At 68.0% G+C, this 20,081-nt stretch carries 20 protein-coding genes; 10 read left to right on the top strand and 10 right to left on the bottom strand.

The window, feature by feature from the left end; genetic code table 11:
* Positions 1-10 precede the first annotated feature (10 nt).
* Entirely contained in the window at positions 11-859 is an 849-nt protein-coding gene (locus A5775_RS23810; RefSeq protein WP_067258154.1) for an aldo/keto reductase, read from the top strand.
* A gap of 22 nt (positions 860-881) precedes the next feature.
* Here A5775_RS23810 and A5775_RS23805 read toward each other — a convergent pair whose 3' ends face one another.
* The 7 genes from A5775_RS23805 to A5775_RS23775 form a co-directional block, all read right to left on the bottom strand.
* Positions 882-1,484: a DUF1707 domain-containing protein gene (locus tag A5775_RS23805; protein ID WP_067258151.1), complete on the bottom strand. Its 603-nt coding sequence runs from the start codon at positions 1,482-1,484 to the stop codon at positions 882-884.
* A 132-nt stretch (positions 1,485-1,616) separates the two neighbouring features.
* Positions 1,617-2,519, bottom strand: a complete 903-nt coding sequence (locus tag A5775_RS23800) for an enoyl-CoA hydratase family protein (protein ID WP_067258147.1) — start codon at positions 2,517-2,519, stop codon at positions 1,617-1,619.
* A gap of 10 nt (positions 2,520-2,529) precedes the next feature.
* Positions 2,530-3,696 carry an acyl-CoA dehydrogenase family protein gene (locus tag A5775_RS23795; RefSeq protein ID WP_067258136.1) on the bottom strand — a complete coding sequence of 389 codons (1,167 nt, stop codon included), beginning with the start codon at positions 3,694-3,696 and terminating at the stop codon, positions 2,530-2,532.
* Complete coding sequence (locus tag A5775_RS23790) at positions 3,693-5,675, bottom strand: biotin carboxylase N-terminal domain-containing protein (RefSeq protein ID WP_067258132.1); 1,983 nt, start codon at positions 5,673-5,675, stop codon at positions 3,693-3,695. The genes A5775_RS23795 and A5775_RS23790 overlap by 4 nt, the downstream gene beginning before the upstream one ends.
* A 5-nt stretch (positions 5,676-5,680) precedes the next feature.
* The gene (locus tag A5775_RS23785; RefSeq protein ID WP_156660835.1) at positions 5,681-7,270 is read right to left on the bottom strand and encodes an acyl-CoA carboxylase subunit beta; all 1,590 of its coding nucleotides are present in this window, start codon (positions 7,268-7,270) and stop codon (positions 5,681-5,683) included.
* A gap of 55 nt (positions 7,271-7,325) precedes the next feature.
* On the bottom strand, positions 7,326-8,474 hold the full coding sequence (locus tag A5775_RS23780) for an acyl-CoA dehydrogenase family protein (RefSeq protein ID WP_067258129.1): 1,149 nt from the start codon (positions 8,472-8,474) through the stop codon (positions 7,326-7,328).
* Complete coding sequence (locus A5775_RS23775; RefSeq protein ID WP_067258126.1) at positions 8,471-10,180, bottom strand: acyclic terpene utilization AtuA family protein; 1,710 nt, start codon at positions 10,178-10,180, stop codon at positions 8,471-8,473. Before A5775_RS23775 ends, A5775_RS23780 begins: the two co-directional genes overlap by 4 nt.
* A 263-nt stretch (positions 10,181-10,443) precedes the next feature.
* On the opposite strand from A5775_RS23775, the gene rpmF reads away from it, so the two are divergent.
* The 7 genes from rpmF to A5775_RS23745 all read left to right on the top strand — a co-directional run bounded on the left by rpmF (position 10,444) and on the right by A5775_RS23745 (position 15,889).
* Positions 10,444-10,617 (top strand): 50S ribosomal protein L32, encoded by a 174-nt coding sequence (gene rpmF, locus A5775_RS23770; RefSeq protein ID WP_003872812.1) that lies wholly within the window; start codon positions 10,444-10,446, stop codon positions 10,615-10,617.
* A gap of 168 nt (positions 10,618-10,785) precedes the next feature.
* Positions 10,786-11,472 carry a two-component system response regulator MprA gene (gene mprA / locus A5775_RS23765; protein WP_067258123.1) on the top strand — a complete coding sequence of 229 codons (687 nt, stop codon included), beginning with the start codon at positions 10,786-10,788 and terminating at the stop codon, positions 11,470-11,472.
* Between the two features lie 13 nt (positions 11,473-11,485).
* On the top strand, positions 11,486-13,048 hold the full coding sequence (locus tag A5775_RS23760) for a HAMP domain-containing sensor histidine kinase (RefSeq protein WP_067258120.1): 1,563 nt from the start codon (positions 11,486-11,488) through the stop codon (positions 13,046-13,048).
* A 72-nt stretch (positions 13,049-13,120) separates the two neighbouring features.
* Entirely contained in the window at positions 13,121-14,602 is a 1,482-nt protein-coding gene (locus A5775_RS23755) for a S1C family serine protease (protein ID WP_067258115.1), read from the top strand.
* A 59-nt stretch (positions 14,603-14,661) separates the two neighbouring features.
* Entirely contained in the window at positions 14,662-15,159 is a 498-nt protein-coding gene (locus A5775_RS23750) for a molybdenum cofactor biosynthesis protein B (RefSeq protein ID WP_067126636.1), read from the top strand.
* 22 nt (positions 15,160-15,181) lie between these two features.
* Positions 15,182-15,307, top strand: a complete 126-nt coding sequence (locus A5775_RS26095; protein WP_255362180.1) for a hypothetical protein — start codon at positions 15,182-15,184, stop codon at positions 15,305-15,307.
* 159 nt (positions 15,308-15,466) lie between these two features.
* Positions 15,467-15,889 carry an MscL family protein gene (locus A5775_RS23745; RefSeq protein WP_067258112.1) on the top strand — a complete coding sequence of 141 codons (423 nt, stop codon included), beginning with the start codon at positions 15,467-15,469 and terminating at the stop codon, positions 15,887-15,889.
* 37 nt (positions 15,890-15,926) lie between these two features.
* Here the strand turns inward: A5775_RS23745 and A5775_RS23740 are convergent, their stop codons facing one another.
* The 3 genes from A5775_RS23740 to A5775_RS23730 all read right to left on the bottom strand — a co-directional run bounded on the left by A5775_RS23740 (position 15,927) and on the right by A5775_RS23730 (position 17,699).
* Positions 15,927-16,610, bottom strand: a complete 684-nt coding sequence (locus tag A5775_RS23740) for an SAF domain-containing protein (RefSeq protein WP_067258109.1) — start codon at positions 16,608-16,610, stop codon at positions 15,927-15,929.
* 64 nt (positions 16,611-16,674) lie between these two features.
* Positions 16,675-17,010 carry an FmdB family zinc ribbon protein gene (locus A5775_RS23735; RefSeq protein WP_067258106.1) on the bottom strand — a complete coding sequence of 112 codons (336 nt, stop codon included), beginning with the start codon at positions 17,008-17,010 and terminating at the stop codon, positions 16,675-16,677.
* An 89-nt stretch (positions 17,011-17,099) separates the two neighbouring features.
* Positions 17,100-17,699 carry a 5-formyltetrahydrofolate cyclo-ligase gene (locus A5775_RS23730; protein WP_067258103.1) on the bottom strand — a complete coding sequence of 200 codons (600 nt, stop codon included), beginning with the start codon at positions 17,697-17,699 and terminating at the stop codon, positions 17,100-17,102.
* Positions 17,700-17,775: 76 nt separating this feature from the next.
* On the opposite strand from A5775_RS23730, the gene A5775_RS23725 reads away from it, so the two are divergent.
* Entirely contained in the window at positions 17,776-18,687 is a 912-nt protein-coding gene (locus tag A5775_RS23725; RefSeq protein ID WP_067258100.1) for a UTP--glucose-1-phosphate uridylyltransferase, read from the top strand.
* Positions 18,688-18,775: 88 nt separating this feature from the next.
* Entirely contained in the window at positions 18,776-20,065 is a 1,290-nt protein-coding gene (gene glp / locus A5775_RS23720) for a gephyrin-like molybdotransferase Glp (protein WP_067258097.1), read from the top strand.
* Positions 20,066-20,081 lie beyond the last annotated feature (16 nt).

The raw sequence follows: 20,081 nt of genomic DNA, 5'->3' as shown, positions 1-20,081 counted from the left end.
AGAAAATTCAGTGAGCCAGGTTCCCACCATTGAACTCAATGACGGTGTCGGCATCCCGCAACTCGGTTTCGGCGTGTTCCAGATCAAGCCCGACAAGACCGCATCGGCGGTCAAGACGGCGCTGGAAATCGGATACCGGCATATCGACACCGCCGAGATGTACGGGAATGAAAAGGAAGTCCGACAAGGCATCCGCGACGCCGGCCTGGACCGCGGCGAGGTCTTCATCACCAGCAAGCTCAACAACGGCTTTCACAAGCCCGACGATGCGCGGCGCGCTTTCGACCAAACGCTGAAGGCACTGGATTCCGACTACGTCGACCTGTTCCTCATCCACTGGCCGCTGCCCACGCTCTACAACGGTGACTTCGTCTCGACGTGGAAGGTCTTCGAAGAGTTCGCGCGCGACGGACGCGCCCGCAGCATCGGTGTGTCGAATTTCCAAGTCGCACATCTGGATCGGCTCGCCGCCGAAACCGAGACCGTCCCGTCTGTCAACCAGATCGAGGTGCATCCGTACTTCGGCAATGACGACGTCCGGGCGTACGGAAGCGAGCACGGCATCGCCACCGAGGCGTGGGCGCCCCTCGCCCAGGGCAAGGTGCTCGAGGACCCGGTGATCAACCGCATCGCCGACGCCCGTGGCAAGACGGCGGCGCAAGTGGTGTTGCGCTGGCACATTCAGCGGGGCGACATCGTTTTTCCCAAATCGGTGACACCGGAACGGGTCAAATCCAACTTCGAGTTGTTCGACTTTGACTTGGACGGCCCCGACATGGACGCGATCTCAGCGCTGAACAAGGGTGAGTCCGGACGCAACGGCCCCAACCCGGACACCTTCGACTACGTGCCCGGCTGACGCATCCGCTGCCGCGAGGCGGCTACCCGCGCGGTCTGCGGGCTTTGCGTGCGATTCCCACGCCGCCCCAGAGCGAGAAGCCGTGAACGTGGACCGTGGGCGCTCCGGGTGTGCCCTGGCCGATGACGCGGCGATCAAAGTTTCCCATCACGCCACGGCCATGCACCACCACGTTGACTTCGGGCGGCAGCAAAATATTCTGCACGCCCATAATCGACATCGCGTGGATCTCGACCTCGGTCGAGGTGAAGTCGGCGTAGCGCAAATCGACCACGCCGCTGCCGCACAGGGTGAAGGTGGTCAGCTTCTTCGGCACGTTCCATCGGCCCCGCCGCTCGAAGCCGCTCATCAGGGCCAGCAGCAGCGTCGACGGCGCCGGATTGGGTTTGCCGCCGCGGCGCGGACTGATCGGCGCGCTCGGCAGATCGGCCCGCAATCGATCCAGTTCTTCATACGTCGTCGCGGCATACGCCCTGGTCAAGCGGTCTTCGTAGTCGTTGAGCTGCAGGCGGCCCTGCTCGGCCGCGTACGCCAGCAACTGCGCAGTCTGTATGCGATCGGTATCGGCCGCGCGCGACGGTTCGCCGCGTGTGTCCTCCGCATCCCGTTGCGTTGAGTTGCTCATCACCCACGAGCCTACGACGTCCAGGTTTTGCTGCAACAGGATTGGCTAAACTGCAACCTTGCGCCGGCCCGGGCCGTGCCGCCGGCCGTTCGGCCGGACCCGCTCTTTGACATCTGGCTAACTAATCGGTGGCTAACTCGTCCAGCCGGGCGGGCGCTTCTCGAGGAACGCCAACATGCCCTCACGGGCTTCATCGGAGACGAAAAGGCGCGCCGACTCCTGGGCGAGCCGTTCGGCATCGCGGTCGAACCCGTCGAGGACCGCGGCGGTGGTCAGTGCCTTGGAGGCCGCGAGGCCTTGCGGTGAACCACGACCCACATCGGCGAGGAGTCTGTCAACCGCGGCGTCGACGTCCTCGGCGGCCATGGTGATCAGCCCGATCTCCGCCGCCTCGCCGGCGTCGAAGGTCTCGCCGGTCAGGTAGTAGCGCGCCGCGGCCCGCGGCGAAAGCTTCGGCAGCAGTGTCAACGAGATGATGGCCGGCGCGACGCCGATGCGGGCCTCGGTCAGCGCGAACGTGCTGCGCGGCCCGGCGACCGCCATATCGCAGGCACCCACCAAGCCGAAACCGCCGGCCCGGACATGCCCATTGATGGCGGCGATCACCGGCCGTGGTGAAGCGACGATGGCCCGCATCAACGCGGCCATCTCGCGGGCCCGTGCGACGGCCACGTCATATGCCGATGGTGGCGACCCGCTTCGCCCGGCTTCGCCGCCCTCGCGATCGCCACGTGCCGATGGTGGCGACCCGCTTCGCTCGGCTTCGCCGCCCTCGCGATCGCCACGTGCCGATGGTGGCGACCCGCTGCCCCCGCCGCCCTCGCTGAGATCCGCGCCGGCGCAGAAGGTGCCCCCGGTGTGACCGAGCACCACCGCGCGCACCGCCGAATCCGACGCGGCGTCGCGCAGCCCCTGGTGCAGCTGGTTGACCAGCGTGGTGGACAGCGCGTTGCGGTTGTGCGGTGAATTCAGCGTCAGCCGCGCATACGGCCCACCGGTGTCGGCGGGCCCGGCGTATTCGACGAGCGTGTCCATCGGCTGGCCCTCAGTAGCTTCGCGGCAGGCCCAGCGATGTCTGCGCGACGAAGTTCAGCACCATCTCGCGGCTGACCGGGGCGATGCGGCCCAGCCGGGCCGAGGTCAGCATGGCGCCCACGCCGTACTCCTTGGTGAGCCCGTTGCCGCCCATCGACTGCACCGCCTGGTCCACCGACCGGGTAGCGGCCTCGGCCGCAGCGTATTTGGCCATGTTCGCGGCCTCGGCCGCGGCCATGTCGTTGCCGGAGTCATACAGCGTGGCGGCCTTCTGCATCATCAGCTTGGCCAGCTCGACCTCGATGTGGCACTGCGCCAACGGATGTGACAGGCCTTGGTGCGAGCCGATCGGCGTGCCCCACACCTGGCGGGTCTTGACGTACTCGGCGGCCCGATCGAGCGCGAACCGTCCCATCCCGACAGAGCTGGCCGCGCCCATGATGCGTTCGGGGTTGAGCCCCGCGAAAAGCTGTGCGATGGCGGCATCCTCGGCGCCGACGAGCGCGTCGCCGGGCAGGCGGACGTCGTCGAGAAAGACCTGGAATTGGCGTTCGGGGCTGATCAGTTCCATCTCGATGGGCGTGGAGGTGAAGCCCGGCGAATCGGTGGGCACCACGAACAGCGCGGGGCGCAGCTTGCCCGTTTTGGCCTCCTCCGTGCGGGCCACCACCAGCACCGCCTGCGCCTGGTCGATGCCGGAGATGAACACCTTCTGGCCCTTGAGGACCCAGTCGCTGCCGTCGCGGCGGGCGGTGGTGGTGATCTTGTGCGAGTTGGATCCGGCGTCCGGCTCGGTGATGGCGAACGCCATCGTCAGGGTGCCGTCGGCGATACCGGGGATCCAGCGCTTCTTTTGCTCCTCGGTGCCGAACTTGCTGATGATCGTGCCGTTGATGGCGGGCGAGACCACCATCAGCAGCAGCGCGCTGCCGGCGGCCGCCATTTCCTCCATCACCAGCGACAGCTCGTACATTCCGGCGCCGCCTCCGCCATACTCTTCGGGCAGGTTAACCCCGAGGAAGCCGAGTTTCCCTGCCTCCGACCATAATTCGTCGGTGTGCTCGTGCGCGCGCGCCTTCTTCAGGTAGTACTCGCTGCCGTAGTTGGACGCCCACTCGGCTACGGCCTTGCGCAGAGCCTGGCGTTCTTCGTTCTCTATGAAGCTGCTGTCGGTCACTGGGAATCTCCTTCAGATTGGGGCGCTTCCACTCTTGCCAGCACGGCGCCCACTTCGACTTGCTGACCGGTTTTGACGCTGAGCTCGGCGAGCGTCCCGTCGACCGGTGCGGTGATGGTGTGTTCCATCTTCATGGCCTCTAGCCAGATCAGGGGCTGGCCGGCGGTGACGGTTTCGCCGATGGCGGCACCGAGCCGGATGACGCTGCCGGGCATCGGCGCCACCAGCGAGCCCTTTTCGACGGTCGAACCGGGCTCGGGGAAACGCGGCTGCGCGATCAGGTGCACCGATCCGCGCGCGGAATCGACGTAGACGTCGGAATCGTAGCGCCGCACCGAGAAGCCGTGGTCGACGCCGTCAACCCGCAGCACGACGGCTTTCGCCGTGGCCGACACCAGCTGCACGGACGGGTCATCAGGAAGCACCAAACCGGTTCTGGTGAAACGGTATTGAACTTTGATCTCGTCGCCCGCGTCGTCGTGGTAGTCCCTGACCTGATAGACCGACGGTAGGTTGCGCCAGCCGCTGGGAACGGCGCCCAGGACCGGGGCGACGGCGCGGTTGTGCGCGGCGTCGGCGAGTGCGGCCGCGATGGCGGACAGTCGCACCACCGCGGTGTCGCCCAGCGGGGCTGCGAGGCGCGCCAGGTCGTGGGCGTCGAAAAACGCTGTGTCGGTGGCGCCGTCGAGGAACGCGGGATGTCGCAGCACATTCACCAGCAGGTCCCGGTTGGTGCGCACGCCGTGCACGCGGGCGCGGGCCAGTGCATCGGCGAGGACCAGTGCCGCCTGCCGCCGTGTCGGGGCGTAGGAGATGACCTTGGCCAGCATCGGGTCATAGTGGATCGACACCGCGAATCCGTCGACGATCCCCGAATCCAGCCGGATTCCGGTCCGCCCACCCAGCGAGGCGAACTCGGCCCGCACCGAGGGCACCTCGAACGCGCGCACCACACCGGCCTGCGGCTGCCAGCCCCGTGCGGGATCCTCGGCGTAGAGCCGCGCCTCGATCGAATGGCCATGGGCGACAGGCGGTTCAGCGTCGAGCCGGGCGCCGTCGGCCACCGCTAGCTGCAGCTCGACCAGGTCGAGTCCGGTGGTCTCTTCGGTCACCGGGTGCTCGACCTGCAGCCGGGTGTTCATCTCCAGGAAGTAGAACTCGCCGTCATCGTCGGCGAGGAACTCCACGGTGCCCGCACCGGTGTAGCCGATGGCACCCGCGGCCAGCCGGGCCGCGTCGAACAGCTTGGCGCGCATGCCCGGTGTGCGTTCCACCAAAGGGGAGGGGGCCTCCTCGATGATCTTCTGGTGGCGGCGCTGTATCGAGCATTCGCGTTCCCCGACGGCCCATACCGTGCCGTGGGCGTCGGCGAGGACCTGAACCTCGACGTGGTGGCCGGTGGGCAGGTAGCGCTCACAGAACACAGTCGGATCGCCGAACGCGGACTGTGCTTCCCGGCGCGCCGCGGCGACTTCGCCGGCAAGAGACGATAATTCGCGCACCACGCGCATCCCGCGCCCACCGCCGCCCGCGGAGGCCTTGACCAGCACCGGCAGCTGCGCCTGGGTGACGCTGTCGGGGTCGAGCTCATCGAGGACGGGCACGCCCGCGGCGGCCATCAGCTTCTTGGACTCGATCTTGGAGCCCATCGCGCGCACCGCGTCCACCGGAGGCCCGACCCAGATCAGGCCGGCGTCCTGGACGGCGGCCGCGAAATCGGCGTTCTCCGAGAGGAATCCGTAGCCGGGGTGTATCGCGTCGGCGCCCGCGGCGCGAGCAGCCGCGATGATGGCCTCGGCATTGAGGTAGTCGTTGGTCTTGTCCAGCCGCACCCGTGCGTCGGCCTCGGCGACGTGTGGCGCGCCGGCGTCCGGGTCGGTGTAGACGGCGACGGTGCTTAAGCCCAGCCGTCGACAGGTGGCGAACACCCGGCGGGCGATTTCGCCGCGGTTGGCAACCAGGACTCGAGTGATTCCCATGGGGCTCACATCCGGAAGACGCCGAAGTTCGACGTCCCCTTGATCGGGCCATTGGCGATGGCGGACAAACACATTCCCAGTACTGTGCGGGTGTCCCGCGGGTCGATCACCCCGTCGTCGTAGAGCATTCCGGACAACATCAGCGGCAGCGACTCGGCCTCGATCTGACCTTCGACCGCGGCCCGCATCGCCGCGTCGGCCTCCTCGTCGACCTGCTGGCCGCGGGCTTCCGCGGCCGCGCGGGCCACGATCGACAGCACCCCGGAGAGCTGCGCGGCGCCCATCACCGCGGACTTCGACGTCGGCCACGCGAAGAGGAAGCGCGGGTCATAGGCGCGGCCGCACATGCCGTAGTGGCCCGCGCCGTAGGAAGCGCCGATCAGCAGCGAGATGTGCGGGACCGACGAATTGGACACGGCGTTGATCATCATCGCGCCGTGCTTGATCATCCCGCCCTCTTCGTAGTCCTTGCCCACCATGTAGCCGGTGGTGTTGTGCAGGAACAGCAATGGCGTGTTGGAGCGGTTGGCCAGCTGGATGAACTGGGTGGCCTTCTGCGACTCCTCGCTGAACAGCACCCCGCGCGCGTTGGCCAGGATCCCGATCGGATAGCCGTGCAACTGGGCCCAGCCCGTCACCAGCGACGACCCGTACAGGGGCTTGAATTCGTCGAATTCGGAGCCGTCGACGATGCGAGCGATCACTTCGCGGGGGTCGAACGGAATACGCAGATCCGCGGGAACGATGCCGATGAGCTCCTCCGTGTCGAACAGCGGCTCGGTGACCGGCTTGGGTTCCGGTCCCTCCTTGACCCAATTCAGCCGGGCAATGATGCGGCGGCCGATCCGGATGGCATCGGGTTCGTCGACGGCGAAGTAGTCGGCCAAACCCGAGACGCGGGCGTGCATTTCGGCGCCACCCAGCGATTCGTCGTCGGATTCCTCACCGGTGGCCATTTTCACCAGTGGGGGACCGGCGAGGAACACCTTGGAACGTTCCTTGATCATCACCACGTGATCGGACATCCCGGGGACGTAGGCGCCGCCCGCGGTGGAGTTACCGAATACCAACGCGATGGTGGGGATCCCGGCCGCCGAGAGCCGGGTCAGGTCGCGGAACATCCGGCCGCCGGGGATGAAGATCTCCTTCTGGGTCGGCAGGTCCGCGCCGCCGGATTCCACCAGCGAGATCACCGGAAGCCGGTTCTCGAAGGCGATCTGGTTGGCCCGCAGGATCTTCTTCAGGGTCCATGGGTTGCTGGTGCCGCCTTTGACCGTCGGGTCATTGGCGACGATCATGCATTCGACGCCTTCCACCACACCGATGCCGGTCACGGTGCTGGCACCGACCTTGAAGGCGCTGCCCCAGGCCGCCAGCGGGCTCAGCTCGAGGAACGGCGAGTCCGCGTCGACCAGCAGCTCGATGCGTTCACGCGCGGTCAGCTTGCCGCGGTCATGGTGGCGCTCCACGTATTTGGCCCCGCCGCCCGCCAGCGCATTGGCCAGCTCGGTGTCGATCTCGTCGAGTTTCGTGATCGCCGCCGACGCCGCCTCGGTGAACACGGCGTCGTCGCGGTTGAGCGTGGACTGCAGCACGGTCATGACCACCGCCGACGATGCGGAGCGACGCGATGAGAAGGAGGCGGTGTGATCATGATTGGAATCCCAGGAGTTTGGCGGACAGGGCGGTCAGGATTTCGGTGGTTCCGCCGCCGATGCCCAGGATCCTCATGTCCCGGTATTGGCGTTCGACCTCGGATTCGGCCATATAGCCCATGCCGCCGAACAACTGGACGGCTTGGTTCGCGACCCATTCGCCGGCTTCGACGGCGGTGTTCTTGGCGAAGCACACCTGCGGAATCAGGTTCGTCTCACCGGCGAGCTGTCGTTCCACCACGCTGCGCGAGTAGACGCGGGCAACGTCGATGCGGCGGGCCATCTCGGCGAGCGTATTCTGCACCGATTGCCGCGAGATCAGCGGGCGGCCGAACGTCTCGCGATCGCGGCACCATTGCACCGTCAGGTCGAGGCAGCGCTGCGCGCTCGAATATGCTTGCGCGGCAAGGCCGATGCGCTCGGCGACGAAGGCCTGGGCGATCTGGGCGAACCCGCTGTTCTCGGCGCCGACCAGGTTGGCCACCGGCACCCGGACGTCGGTGTAGGAGAGCTCGGCGGTGTCCGAGGATCGCCAGCCCATCTTGTCCAGCTTGCGCGTCACCTCGAAACCGGGCGTGCCCTTTTCGACCACCAGCAGCGAAACCCCGCCTGCGCCAGGGCCTCCGGTGCGGGCCGCCGTGACGACGTAGTCGGCGCGCACCCCGGAGGTGATGTAGGTCTTGGCGCCGTTGACGATGTAGTGGTCACCGTCCCGCATGGCCGCGGTCCGCAGGTGCCCGACGTCGGAACCGCCGCCGGGCTCGGTGATGGCCAGCGACCCGATCTTGTCGCCGGCCAGCGTCGGCCGGACGAATTCCTCGATCAGCCGGGCATCGCCGGAGGCAATCATGTGCGGCACCGCGATGCCGCACGTGAACAGCGACGCGAACACGCCCCCCGGGGCTCCGGCCTGATGCATCTCCTCGCAGATGACGACCGCGTCGGCGCCGTCGCCGCCCCCGCCGCCGGCCGATTCGGGGAAGTTCGCGCCCAGCAGCCCGGCGGCCCCGGCGCTGCGGTGCAATTCGCGTGGAAGCTCGCCGCTGCGTTCCCACTCGTCGACGTGAGGCAGAATTTCGCGTTCGGCAAAGGAGCGCACCGTCTTTCGCAGCTGCTCGCGCTCGGGCGTGGTCCAAAGGTTCATGACAAGAGACTCTCCGGGATGTCGAGGTGGCGGCTGCGCAGCCATTCGCCCAGCCCTTTGGCTTGAGGATCGAATCGGGCCTGGTAGGCGACGCCCTGGCCGAGGATGCCGTCGATGACGAAGTTGACCGCCCGCAGATTCGGCAACAGGTGGCGGACGACATCGAAGTCCGCAGCCTCGGGCAGCAGTTCCTTGAGCCGGTCGACGGTCAGCGTGTGGGCCAGCCATCGCCATTGCTCGTCGGTGCGGACCCAGACCCCGACATTGGCGGAGCCGCCCTTGTCGCCGCTGCGGGCCCCGGCGATGCGGCCCAGCGGCGCCCTGCGCACCGGACCGTCCGGGAGCGGCTCGGGCAGCGGCGGGGGATCGGCCGGAGCCAACGACAAAGTATCGGTGGCACAAGGGATGTCGGTTCGGGTTCCATCGGCGTGCACCGCGACGTGGGGTACCTGATCGGCGTCGACGTAGCCGGGGGTGAACACGCCGTAGACCTGGCCGTCCCCCGGCGGGGCGGTGACGTGGAATCCCGGATAGCTGGCGAGCGCCAATTCGACCGCGGCCGAGGAGAATTGGCGTCCGACGTTGGCGGGGTCGGGGTCACGCACGACGCAGTGCAGCAGGGCGCTGGCCGCTTCTTCGGTGTCGGCGTCGGGGTGGTCGGTGCGGGCCAGGGTCCACTCGAGTTCGGCGGGCTTGACGGTGAGCGCGGCGTCGAGTTGGCGGCGCACCAAGTCGGCCTTGGCCTCGATGTCCAGGCCGGTGAGCACGAAGGTCATCGAGTTGCGGAATCCGCCGATGCTGTTCAGCGACACCTTGTAGGTGGGCGGCGGGGCTTCCCCGCGCACACCGCTGATGCACACCCGGTCGGCGCCGTCGGACGACAGCTCGATGGTGTCCATCCGGGCGGTGACGTCGGGGTTGGCGTAGCGCGCCCCGGTGATCTCGTAGAGCAGCTGGGCGGTGACGGTGTCGACGCTGACCAGGCCGCCGGTGCCGGGGTGCTTGGTGATCACCGAGGATCCGTCGGGGTAGACCTCGGCCAGGGGGAAACCGGCGTGGGTGAGGTCGGCGACCTCCGTAAAGAAGGAGTAGTTGCCGCCGGTGGCCTGCACACCGCATTCGATGACGTGGCCGGCGACCACCGCGCCGGCGAGCTGGTCGTAGTCGGTGCGGTCCCAGCCGAAGTGCGCGGCGGCCGCTCCCACGATCACCGAGGCGTCGGTGACCCGGCCGGTGACGACGACGTCGGCGCCGTCGCCCAGGCAGTCGACGATGCCCCAGGCGCCCAGGTAGGCGTTCGCGGTCAGCGGGCTGCCCAGACCCAGTTCCGCGGCGCGCGGCAACAGGTCGTCGCCTTCCACGTGGGCGATCCGGGCGTCGATACCCAGGCGCTCGGCCAGGGCGCGGATCGCGTCGGCCAGGCCGGCCGGGTTGAGGCCGCCGGCGTTGGCCACGATGCGGACGCCGCGGTCGCGGGCCTCGCCCAGGCAGTCCTCGAGCTGTGTCAGGAAGGTCTTGGCGTAGCCGCGCTCGGGGTGCTTCATCCGGTCCCGGCCCAGGATCAGCATGGTCAGTTCGGCCAGGTAGTCGCCGGTCAGGTAGTCGACCTCGCCGCCGGTGAGCATTTCGCGCATGGCCGAGAGCCGGTCGCCGTAGAACCCGGAGCAGTTCGCGATCCGGACGTAAGCACCGGAAGCAGAGGCCATGCCTGTCCTCCATTCAGGGATTCACCGGTGAGACCCACCAACCAACCGGTAGGTTAACGGGTACCGCGGGTGTCACGTCAAGGATCCCACTTCGTTGCGGGTGCCCCAGGGCCAATCCCTCCGTGGAGCGCGTGGCTTCCGTCCGTTTTGGCGACGAGCGGACCAGCGACTATCCTGATACGCGATCGTCGCCCGTTCGGCCTCCTCGGCCACGCCGCGCGACATGCCGAACCGCAAGCCACATTGAGGAGTTAGGCCCGACCATGGCCGTACCCAAGCGCAGAATGTCGCGCGCGAACACCCGTAGCCGGCGCGCGCAGTGGAAGGCCGAGAAGACCGAACTCGTCGGTGTCACGGTCGCAGGTCAGCGGCACAAAGTGCCGCGCAGGCTGCTCAAGGCGGCCCGCCTCGGTCTGATCGACCTCGACCGCCGCTGACCCGTTGGCGGCGGCCCGCTGCACCCGGCTTCGCCGCGTTTGCGACCGCCGCTGACCTGATGGCGGCGGCCCGCTGCACCCGGCTTCGCCGCGTTTGCGACCCCCGCTAAGCGCCTCACCGGCGCGCCTCTCAGGTCAGTCTCAGGCGGTGCGACGAAACTAGGGGTCGTGCGAATACTGGTCGTCGACGACGATCGCGCGGTGCGCGAGTCGCTGCGCAGGTCATTGTCCTTCAACGGCTACTCGGTCGAGTTGGCCCATGACGGAGTCGAAGCCCTCGAACTGATCGCCAGCGATCGCCCCGACGCGCTCGTCCTGGATGTGATGATGCCGCGGTTGGATGGCCTCGAGGTGTGCCGTCAGCTCCGCAGCACCGGTGACGATCTGCCGATCCTGGTGCTCACCGCGCGCGATTCGGTCTCCGAGCGGGTCGCCGGGCTGGACGCCGGCGCCGACGACTATCTGCCGAAGCCGTTCGCCCTGGAAGAGCTGTTGGCCCGGATGCGGGCGCTGCTGCGCCGGACCAAGCCGGAGGATGACGCCGAATCGGTGGCGATGACGTTCTCCGACCTCACCCTGGACCCGGTGACCCGCGAGGTCACCCGCGGCGAGCGTCGAATCAGCTTGACGCGCACCGAATTCGCGTTGCTCGAAATGCTGATCGCCAATCCGCGCCGCGTACTCACCCGCAGCCGCATCCTCGAGGAGGTATGGGGATTCGACTTCCCCACCTCGGGCAATGCGCTGGAGGTCTACGTCGGCTATCTGCGCCGCAAGACCGAAGCCGATGGTGAGTCCCGGCTGATCCACACGGTGCGCGGGGTGGGTTACGTCCTTCGGGAGACACCACCGTGACGATGCAATTCCAATGATCAAGTTCCACCGGCCTCAGCGCCCACCCATGCGCCCACCGCTGCGCGCCACCCCGTCGCTGTCGTTGCGGTGGCGGGTCATGCTGCTGGCGATGTCGATGGTCGCCATGGTCGTGGTGCTGATGGCCTTCGCGGTCTACGCCGTCATTTCGGCGGCGCTCTACAGCGACATCGACAACCAGCTGCAAAGCCGGGCGCAACTGTTGATCGCGAGCGGTTCACTGGCCGCGGACCCCGGCAAAGCGATCGAAGGCACCGCCTATTCGGACGTCAACGCGATCCTGGTGAACCCGGGCCACGCGATCTACACCGCCCAGCAGCCGGGTCAGACCCTGCCCGTCGGTGCGCCGGAAAAGGCGGTCATCCACGGCGATCTGTTCATGTCGCGGCGTACCGCCGGCGATCAACGGATCCTCGCCGTGCACCTGCAGAACGGCACCTCGTTGCTGATCTCCAAGAGCCTCAAGCCGACCGAGGCGGTGATGAACAAGCTGCGGTGGGTGCTGCTGATCGTCGGCGGCGTCGGGGTGGCCGTCGCCGCGGTCGCGGGCGGCATGGTCACGCGCGCCGGGCTGCGCCCCGTGGCCCGCCTGACCGAGGCGGCCGAGCGGGTGGCGCGCACCGATGACCTGCGACCCATCCCCGTGTTCGGCAGCGATGAGTTGGCCCGGCTCACCGAGTCGTTCAACCTGATGCTGCGCGCGCTCGCCGAGTCGCGGGAGCGGCAGGCGCGGCTGGTCACCGACGCCGGGCATGAACTGCGCACCCCGCTGACCTCGCTGCGGACCAACGTCGAGCTGCTCATGGCGTCGATGGAACCGGGAGCGCCGCGGCTACCCGAACAGGAGATGGTCGAGCTGCGCGCCGACGTGCTGGCGCAGATCGAAGAATTGTCCACTCTGGTAGGGGATTTGGTGGACCTCACCCGCGACGACGCCGGCCAGGTGGTGCACGAGCCGGTCGACATGTCCGATGTGGTCGATCGCAGCCTGGAGCGAGTCAGGCGGCGCCGCAACGATATTCACTTCGACGTGGACGTGACGCCGTGGCAGATGTATGGCGATGCGGCCGGGCTCTCGCGTGCGGTCCTGAACCTGTTGGACAACGCGGCCAAGTGGAGCCCGCCCGGCGGCCACGTCGGTGTCACCATGCGACAACTCGACGCCTCACACGCGGAACTGGTGGTCGCCGACCACGGGCCCGGCATTCCACCGCAAGAGCGTCGCCTGGTGTTCGAGCGGTTCTATCGTTCGACGACGGCACGGGCCATGCCCGGGTCCGGTCTCGGGCTGGCGATCGTCAAGAAGGTCGTGCTCAACCACGGCGGATTGCTGCGCGTCGAGGACACCGTCCCGGGCGGCCAGCCGCCGGGGAGCTCCTTCTATGTGCTGCTGCCGGGGCGGCCGCTGCCGCCCGCGGCATACTCCGCGTCCGAGCCCCAAACCGGCCAGGTAGGCGTCACGACCGATCCCACCGTGCCGGGGGCCGGCGACGAGGCGAACTCTCGGGAATCGGCGAACGTTATCTCAGTGGACTCTCAGTCCGCGCGGGCAAGGTAGGTCTGCGGCTACTGTTGAGCCCAGCCGTCGACTTGCCCAAACACTGAGATAGAGGAAGAGCGACTTAGCGACATGACGAATGACCCGAGGTATTCGCCACCGCCGCAGCAGCCGGGATACCCGCCCGCGCCGAATCAGACTGCGCACGTCCCGAGCCATGCGGGGTCCTCAGGCTATGCCCAGGGACAACAGCAGCCGTACAACCAGCAGTTTGACTGGCGCTATCGGTCCCAGCCGTCGCAGCCGACCCAGTTCCGTCCGCCCTACGAACCGTTCAGCAACACCGGGCCGGGCCGGATCCCCGGGGCGGGCCCGATACCCGGAGGCGCCGGTGCGGGCCCGATTCCCGGCATGCTGCCCGGAATGCCCGCTGCGCCGGAACCGCGAAAGCGTTCTCGCGCAGGACTTTTGACCGTCGGGGCGTTGGCCATCGCGGTGGTGTCGGCCGGTATCGGCGGCGCAGCGGCGACGGCCATCGAGCTCGGCAACCACGCGACGGGCAACGGGGGCGGGCGCATCGTGGGGGCGGCGCCCAGCGTCCCGGCCGCAAACATGCCGGCGGGCAGCGTCGAACAGGTCGCCTCCAAGGTGGTGCCCAGCGTCGTGATGCTGGAGACCGACATCGGGCGACAGTCCGAAGAGGGCTCCGGCATCATCTTGTCGACCGACGGGCTGATTCTGACCAACAACCACGTCGTCGCGGCCGCAGCGGGACCGCCGAAGGCTGCCGGGGGTCCGCCCGGGGCTCCGCTGCCTCCCGGCGGTCCGGGCGGTCCGGGCGGCCCAACGCCGAAGACCACGGTGACCTTCTCTGACGGTCGCACTGCCCCGTTTACGATCGTCGGCGCGGACCCCACCAGCGACATCGCCGTGATCCGCGTGCAGGGCGTCTCCGGGCTCACGCCCATCTCGCTGGGCTCGTCGTCGGACCTGCATGTCGGTCAGCCGGTGGTGGCGATCGGGTCGCCGCTGGGCCTGTCGGGCACGGTGACCACCGGGATCGTCAGCGCGATGAACCGGCCGGTGTCCACGACCGGCGAGTCGGGCAATCAAAACACCGTGCTGGACGCGATTCAGACCGATGCCGCGATCAACCCCGGTAACTCCGGCGGCGCGCTGGTCAACATGAGCGGCCAGCTGGTGGGCGTCAACTCGGCGATCGCCACCCTGGGCGGCGAGTCGCCGGACGCCCAGAGCGGCTCGATCGGTCTGGGCTTCGCGATACCGGTCGATCAGGCCAAGCGCATCGCCGACGAGCTGATCGCTACCGGCAAGGCGTCGCACGCCTCTCTCGGCGTTCAGGTGACCAGCGACAAGGGCACCCCGGGCGCCAAGGTTGTCGACGTCGTCGCGGGTGGCGCGGCCGCGGCCGCCGGAGTGCCCAAGAACGTGGTCGTCACCAAGGTCGACGACCGCCCGATCAACAGCGCCGACGCCCTGGTGGCGGCGGTGCGCTCGAGGGCGCCCGGCGACAAGATCTCGCTGACGTTCTCCGACCCCGCCGGCGGCGGCAGCCGGACTTTGCCGGTCACTCTCGGAAAGGCGGACCAGTAGTGAGAGTGGACGAACCCTCGGCGACGGGATTGTCGGAGCTCGGATATACGGTTGCACCCATGGAAACGGGTGCGGAATTGGTAGTTGGCCGGGCTCTGGTCGTAGTGGTCGACGATCGCACCGCCCACGGGGACGAGGACCATAACGGCCCGCTGGTCACCGAGCTGCTGACCGAGGCGGGATTCGTCGTCGACGGTGTGGTCGCGGTCGCCGCGGACGAGATCGAGATCCGCAATGCGCTGAACACCGCCGTGATCGGTGGGGTGGACCTGGTTGTCTCGGTCGGCGGGACGGGTGTCACCCCGCGCGACGTCACCCCGGAGGCCACCCGCGAGATCCTGGATCGCGAAATACTTGGTATCGCAGAGGCTATCCGCGGCTCGGGGCTGTCCGCGGGCATCGTCGATGCGGGATTGTCGCGCGGTCTGGCCGGTGTGTCCGGCAGTACGTTGGTGGTCAACCTGGCCGGCTCCCGCTATGCGGTGCGCGACGGAATGGCGACGCTGAATCCGTTGGCGGCCCAGATCATTGGACAGTTGTCGAGCCTGGAGATTTGATTCGCGTGCACCGGGGTCAGTTGTGACCAGGCCTTCCAGTTCCGACGACGAATCGGTTTCGGCTCAGGAATCGACGGACCGGCTCGACCCCGACGCCTACGAGCACGAGCAGTGGTTGCGGGAGAACGTGCCCCCACACCACGGTTGAGCAGGGGACTCGATTGAGGGTCTGGTCGCCGAGTCACGACGCGGTCAACCTTTCGTGACCAATCGTCCGGAAAATGTGTGCTGGCGCACAACCTGGCATAGCGTTTTCTGGGGCGGCAGCGCGTTGCCCTGGTAGATAGCGCTACAGGAGGTTGTGCGCATGTTAAAGGGATTCAAGAGCTTTGTGATGCGCGGTGACGTGATCACCGTGGCCATCGGTCTGGTCGTAGCCCTGGCCTTCTCCAACCTCGTCAAGGCCTTCACCGACAGCGTGATCAACCCGCTGATCGCGGCTGTGCAGCCCGGTACCAAGTTCGGATTGGGTTGGCAGCTCGGCGACACAGGCAGCAAGGCAACCTTCCTCGACATCGGATCGTTCATCTCGGCGATCATCTATTTCGTCGTCTTCATGACGGCCGTCTATTTCATGATCGTGGTGCCTTACAAGCACATCCAGGCCCGCCGTGGGGTCACCGTGTTCGGTGAGGAACCGGCGACCAAGGCGTGCGCGGAGTGCAAGTCCGACATCCCGGAGGCCGCGCACAAGTGCAAATACTGCGCCAGCGTCCAGACGGCCGCCTGACCCAGCGCATTGGGGGTGCGGTGCTGCGGCGACGCACTCAGTGCAGGGTGAGCGTCACCGCTTGACCCAGTGCCGAGCCCGCCACGGTGTTCGCCACGCGAGCCGGCAGCGCAACCAACACCACGCGGTCGCCGTCGGCGACCTGGAGCTTTTCCTTGGCCGACACGAGCACCACGACGGCGTCGGTGGCCACCACCTTGGGGGCGGCGGCGTGGGCGCTTTCCGGCGAGCCCGTCGCCGGTGCGGCCAGTACATCGACCACGTCCCCGACGCGAACAAGGTCGATCAGGGCGCCGTCCGCCAGGTGCAGCGGCACGATGCGGGCGCCGGGTCCCGCCTTGGATCCGAGTGCGGCCTCGGCCAGCCGGCCGCCCAGTAACCGGACGTCGGTCAGCACCTCGCCGCGTCTGGTCGGGCCGGCCAGCGTCGAACCCACCACGGCGCCCACGTCGCCTCGGGCCCCGTCGGGAACCGTTGAGGCCAAACGCTTTTCGAGTCGGACATCGGTGGCGGTCAACGCGGCACCGGGCCGCAGGTCATGCTCGGCGACCACCACCTGCGCGTAGTCACCGTCGGGATTGGACCGCAGCGTCGCGATCCCGGCCAGCACGACGAGCCCGCCCGCGGCGACACGGCGCGCCAGCACCGTACGGCTCCAGTCCGGTCGCAACCACAGCGACAGCCGGGTCAATACGCTTGGGTTCAGCGATGATTCGCCCACGCCGCAACGCTAGGCGCAACGCGGTGCTCGGGCCGACGCTCAGCGGCGCCCGTGTGGATAACCCTCAGTTGGTGGCGGCGGCGGTGGACGGCGTGGAGCTGCTGCTCGACTTCTCACCCGAGCCGGACTTGTCACTGGAACTGGACTTTTCGCTCGAACCCGAGCTCGATCCCGAATCGCTCGACGAGGAGCCATTGGTGGAGGTGCTCGACTTCTTGCCGGACTCGCGGCTGTCGGTGCGGTAGAAGCCGCTGCCCTTGAACACCACACCCACGGAGTTGAAGCGCTTGCGCAGTCGACCGGAGCAGCGTTCGCAGGTGGTCAGCGCGTCGTCGGTGAAGGCCTGCACGATGTCGAAGCGATCGTCGCACTCGGTGCACTGATAGCTGTAAGTCGGCACGAATACCTCCGGATGATTGCAAACCTTGGTTAGCACTCTAGCGTCTCAAGTGCTAGAACCGCCACGTGACCCGTCTCATTCCCCATGTCTCAATGCGGATCGAGGGCGATTAATCCTCCCTGCGGCGTGAGCGCGTGGGTCATGGGAACGTCGTGCGGAGCGGCCGGGATCTCATCGAGCAATTCCGCGTCGCGGACCACCGCGACCAGCGGCGCTCGGGGGTCGCGGCCGCCCAACGAGCGATCGTAGAAACCCCGGCCCCGGCCCAGCCGCACACCGCCGCGGTCCACCGCCAGCGCCGGTACCAGCACCAGGCCCGCCTCTGCCAGGGCCGACGCCGGCAGCCAGGGCTGCGGGGGCTCGAGCAATCCCCACCGGCCGGTGGTCAGCGTGCCGGGCCGGTATTCGCCCCACGACAGCGGCAGCGGCGTGTTGTCGGCGGTGGTGCGCGCAACCGGCAACAGCACCCGCCCGGCGCGGTGCAGCAACATGTTCAGCAGCTCGATCGACCCCGGCTCGGTGCCCACCGGCACGTAGGCGCAGACCGTGCTGTCGCTGGTCATCCTGTTTTCCAGGGCTTCCAGCTTTTCCCGCAACAGCTGCGCTTCAGCGGCCCGAACGTCGTCGGCAACGCGGCGCCGGGCCGCCAGTAGCTGTTCGCGCAACGCGGCCTTGCCCGTGGTCGCCATGCGTCAACCATGACAGCCAGGACTTTGCCCGCGCCACATCGACTCGGCAAAGAGGATGCGGGTTATCGTGTGAACGATGTCATGCCCAAACGTGGTGGTGCCACGCACGGCTGTTGTGCCCGCCGCCGGTCTCGGTACCCGCTTCTTGCCGGCGACCAAAACGGTCCCGAAGGAACTGCTGCCAGTCGTCGATACCCCGGGCATAGAGCTGGTCGCCGCCGAGGCGGCCGAAGCCGGTGCCGAGCGCTTGGTGATCATCACGTCCGAGGGCAAGGACGGCGTCGTCGCGCATTTCGTCGAAGACCTGGTGCTGGAAAGCACTTTGGAGGAGCGCGGCAAAACGGCGATGCTCGACAAGGTCCGCCGCGCGCCGCGGCTGATCAAGGTCGAGTCCGTCGTGCAGAGCGAACCGCTGGGGTTGGGCCACGCGATCGGGTGCGTGGAATCGCGGCTGTCCGACGACGAGGACGCAATCGCGGTGCTGCTGCCCGATGACCTGGTGTTGCCGACGGGCGTGCTGGGGACGATGTCCAAGGTGCGGGCCCACTACGGCGGCACCGTGTTGTGTGCCATCGAGGTGACTCCCGAAGAGGTCGGCGCCTACGGCGTTTTCGACGTCGAGCCGGTGCCCGACGACGACAATCCCGACGTGCTCCGGGTCAAGAGCATGGTCGAAAAGCCCAAGGCCGAGGAGGCGCCGTCGCTGTTCGCCGCGGCGGGACGATACGTGCTCGACCGCGCCATCTTCGACGCATTGCGCCGCATCGAGCGCGGCGCCGGCGGCGAAGTCCAACTCACCGACGGGATCGCGCTGCTGATCTCGGAGGGCCACCCGGTTCATGTGGTCGTGCATCGCGGATCTCGACACGACTTGGGAAATCCTGGCGGCTACCTCAAGGCTGCGGTTGACTTTGCATTGGATCGTGACGACTACGGCCCGGATTTGCGGCAATGGTTGGTGTCGCGATTAGGCCTGGCCGAGCAGTAGCCCGGCGGTAACCCGGCCGGCGGGCCGCCCGCCCGTCAGGGCATTGAGGGCGGCGCCCGTCAGGGCATTGAGGGCAGAGAGGCGCGCTGTGCGTTCTGTGGAAGAGCAGCAGGCCCGGATCACGGCTGCCGCGGTGGCGCCGCGGCCGATACGTGTGGCGATCGCCGAGGCGCAAGGCTTGATGTGCGCCGAGGAGGTGGTCACCGAACGCCCGATGCCCGGTTTCGATCAGGCCGCGATCGACGGCTACGCGGTGCGCAGCGTCGATGTGCTGGGCGTCGGCGAGGTGGGCAGCGATAGCCTTCCCGAGCCGATCGACGACTCACCCGAGAACGACGCGCGCGACGGGCTGGTGCTGCCGGTGATGGGAACGGTCGAGGCCGGTTCCCGCACGCCGAGCCGCTTGCAGCCGCGCCAGGCCGTCCGCGTGCAGACCGGAGCCCCACTGCCCACGCTGTCCGATGCGGTCCTGCCGATGCGCTGGACCGACGGCGGAACGTCGCGGGTGCGGATCTACCGGGGGGCGCCGTCGGGGGCCTACGTACGGCGTGCCGGCGACGACGTCCAGCCCGGTGACGTCGCGGTGCGTGCCGGAACGGTGATCGGCGCGGCCCAGGTCGGACTGCTGGCCGCGGTCGGCCGCGAACGCGTGTTGGTCCATCCGCGGCCGCGGGTCACGGTCATGGCGCTGGGCGGCGAATTGGTCGACATTTCCCGTACCCCGGGAAACGGCCAGGTCTACGACGTCAACTCCTATGCGCTGGCGGCGGCGGCCCGTGATGCCGGTGCCGAGGTCAACCGCGTCGGGATCGTCAGCGGCGGCCCCAGGGAGCTGCGCGACGTCATCGAGGGCCAGATCAATCGCGCCGAGGTCATCGTCGTCGCCGGTGCTGTCGGCGGCGCCGCGGCCGAAGCGGTGCGCTCGGTTCTCTCCGAACTCGGGGAGATAGAAGTGGTGCGGGTCGCGATGCATCCCGGTTCCGTCCAGGGCTTCGGGCAGCTGGGCCGCGAGGGCGTTCCGACGTTTTTGTTGCCGGCCAACCCGGTGAGCGCGCTGGTGGTCTTCGAGGTGATGGTGCGCCCGCTGATCCGGTTGTCGCTGGGCAAGCGCCAACCGATGCGCCGTATCGTGCAGGCGCGCACCCTGTCGCCGATCACGTCGGTCGCCGGGCGCAAGGGCTACCTGCGCGGCCAGCTGATGCGCGACCAGGAGAGCGGGGAGTATCTGGTGCAGGCACTCGGCGGCGCCCCGGGCGCGTCATCGCACCTGTTGGCCACCCTGGCCGAGGCCAACTGTCTGGTGGTGGTGCCCAGCGGCGCCGAGCAGATCCGCACCGGCGAGATCGTCGACGTCGCCTTCTTGGCTCAGCGCGGCTGAGCGGAACGACTGCACC

Origin of the sequence: Mycobacterium sp. 852002-10029_SCH5224772 (assembly GCF_001667315.1) — a bacterium.
GTDB lineage: Bacteria > Actinomycetota > Actinomycetes > Mycobacteriales > Mycobacteriaceae > Mycobacterium.
Note: the sequence above shows the minus strand (reverse complement) of the source record. Positions and strands in the feature narration are given on the sequence as shown.

Coding starts and splice junctions, on each gene's coding strand:
- A5775_RS23805 (WP_067258151.1), bottom strand. CDS start 1,484: ATGAGCAACTCAACGCAACGGGATGCGGAGGACACACGCGGCGAACCG.
- A5775_RS23800 (WP_067258147.1), bottom strand. CDS start 2,519: ATGGACACGCTCGTCGAATACGCCGGGCCCGCCGACACCGGTGGGCCG.
- A5775_RS23790 (WP_067258132.1), bottom strand. CDS start 5,675: ATGGGAATCACTCGAGTCCTGGTTGCCAACCGCGGCGAAATCGCCCGC.
- A5775_RS23780 (WP_067258129.1), bottom strand. CDS start 8,474: ATGAACCTTTGGACCACGCCCGAGCGCGAGCAGCTGCGAAAGACGGTG.
- A5775_RS23775 (WP_067258126.1), bottom strand. CDS start 10,180: ATGGCCTCTGCTTCCGGTGCTTACGTCCGGATCGCGAACTGCTCCGGG.
- rpmF (WP_003872812.1), top strand. CDS start 10,444: ATGGCCGTACCCAAGCGCAGAATGTCGCGCGCGAACACCCGTAGCCGG.
- A5775_RS23760 (WP_067258120.1), top strand. CDS start 11,486: ATGATCAAGTTCCACCGGCCTCAGCGCCCACCCATGCGCCCACCGCTG.
- A5775_RS23755 (WP_067258115.1), top strand. CDS start 13,121: ATGACGAATGACCCGAGGTATTCGCCACCGCCGCAGCAGCCGGGATAC.
- A5775_RS23750 (WP_067126636.1), top strand. CDS start 14,662: ATGGAAACGGGTGCGGAATTGGTAGTTGGCCGGGCTCTGGTCGTAGTG.
- A5775_RS23745 (WP_067258112.1), top strand. CDS start 15,467: ATGTTAAAGGGATTCAAGAGCTTTGTGATGCGCGGTGACGTGATCACC.
- A5775_RS23730 (WP_067258103.1), bottom strand. CDS start 17,699: ATGGCGACCACGGGCAAGGCCGCGTTGCGCGAACAGCTACTGGCGGCC.
- A5775_RS23725 (WP_067258100.1), top strand. CDS start 17,776: ATGTCATGCCCAAACGTGGTGGTGCCACGCACGGCTGTTGTGCCCGCC.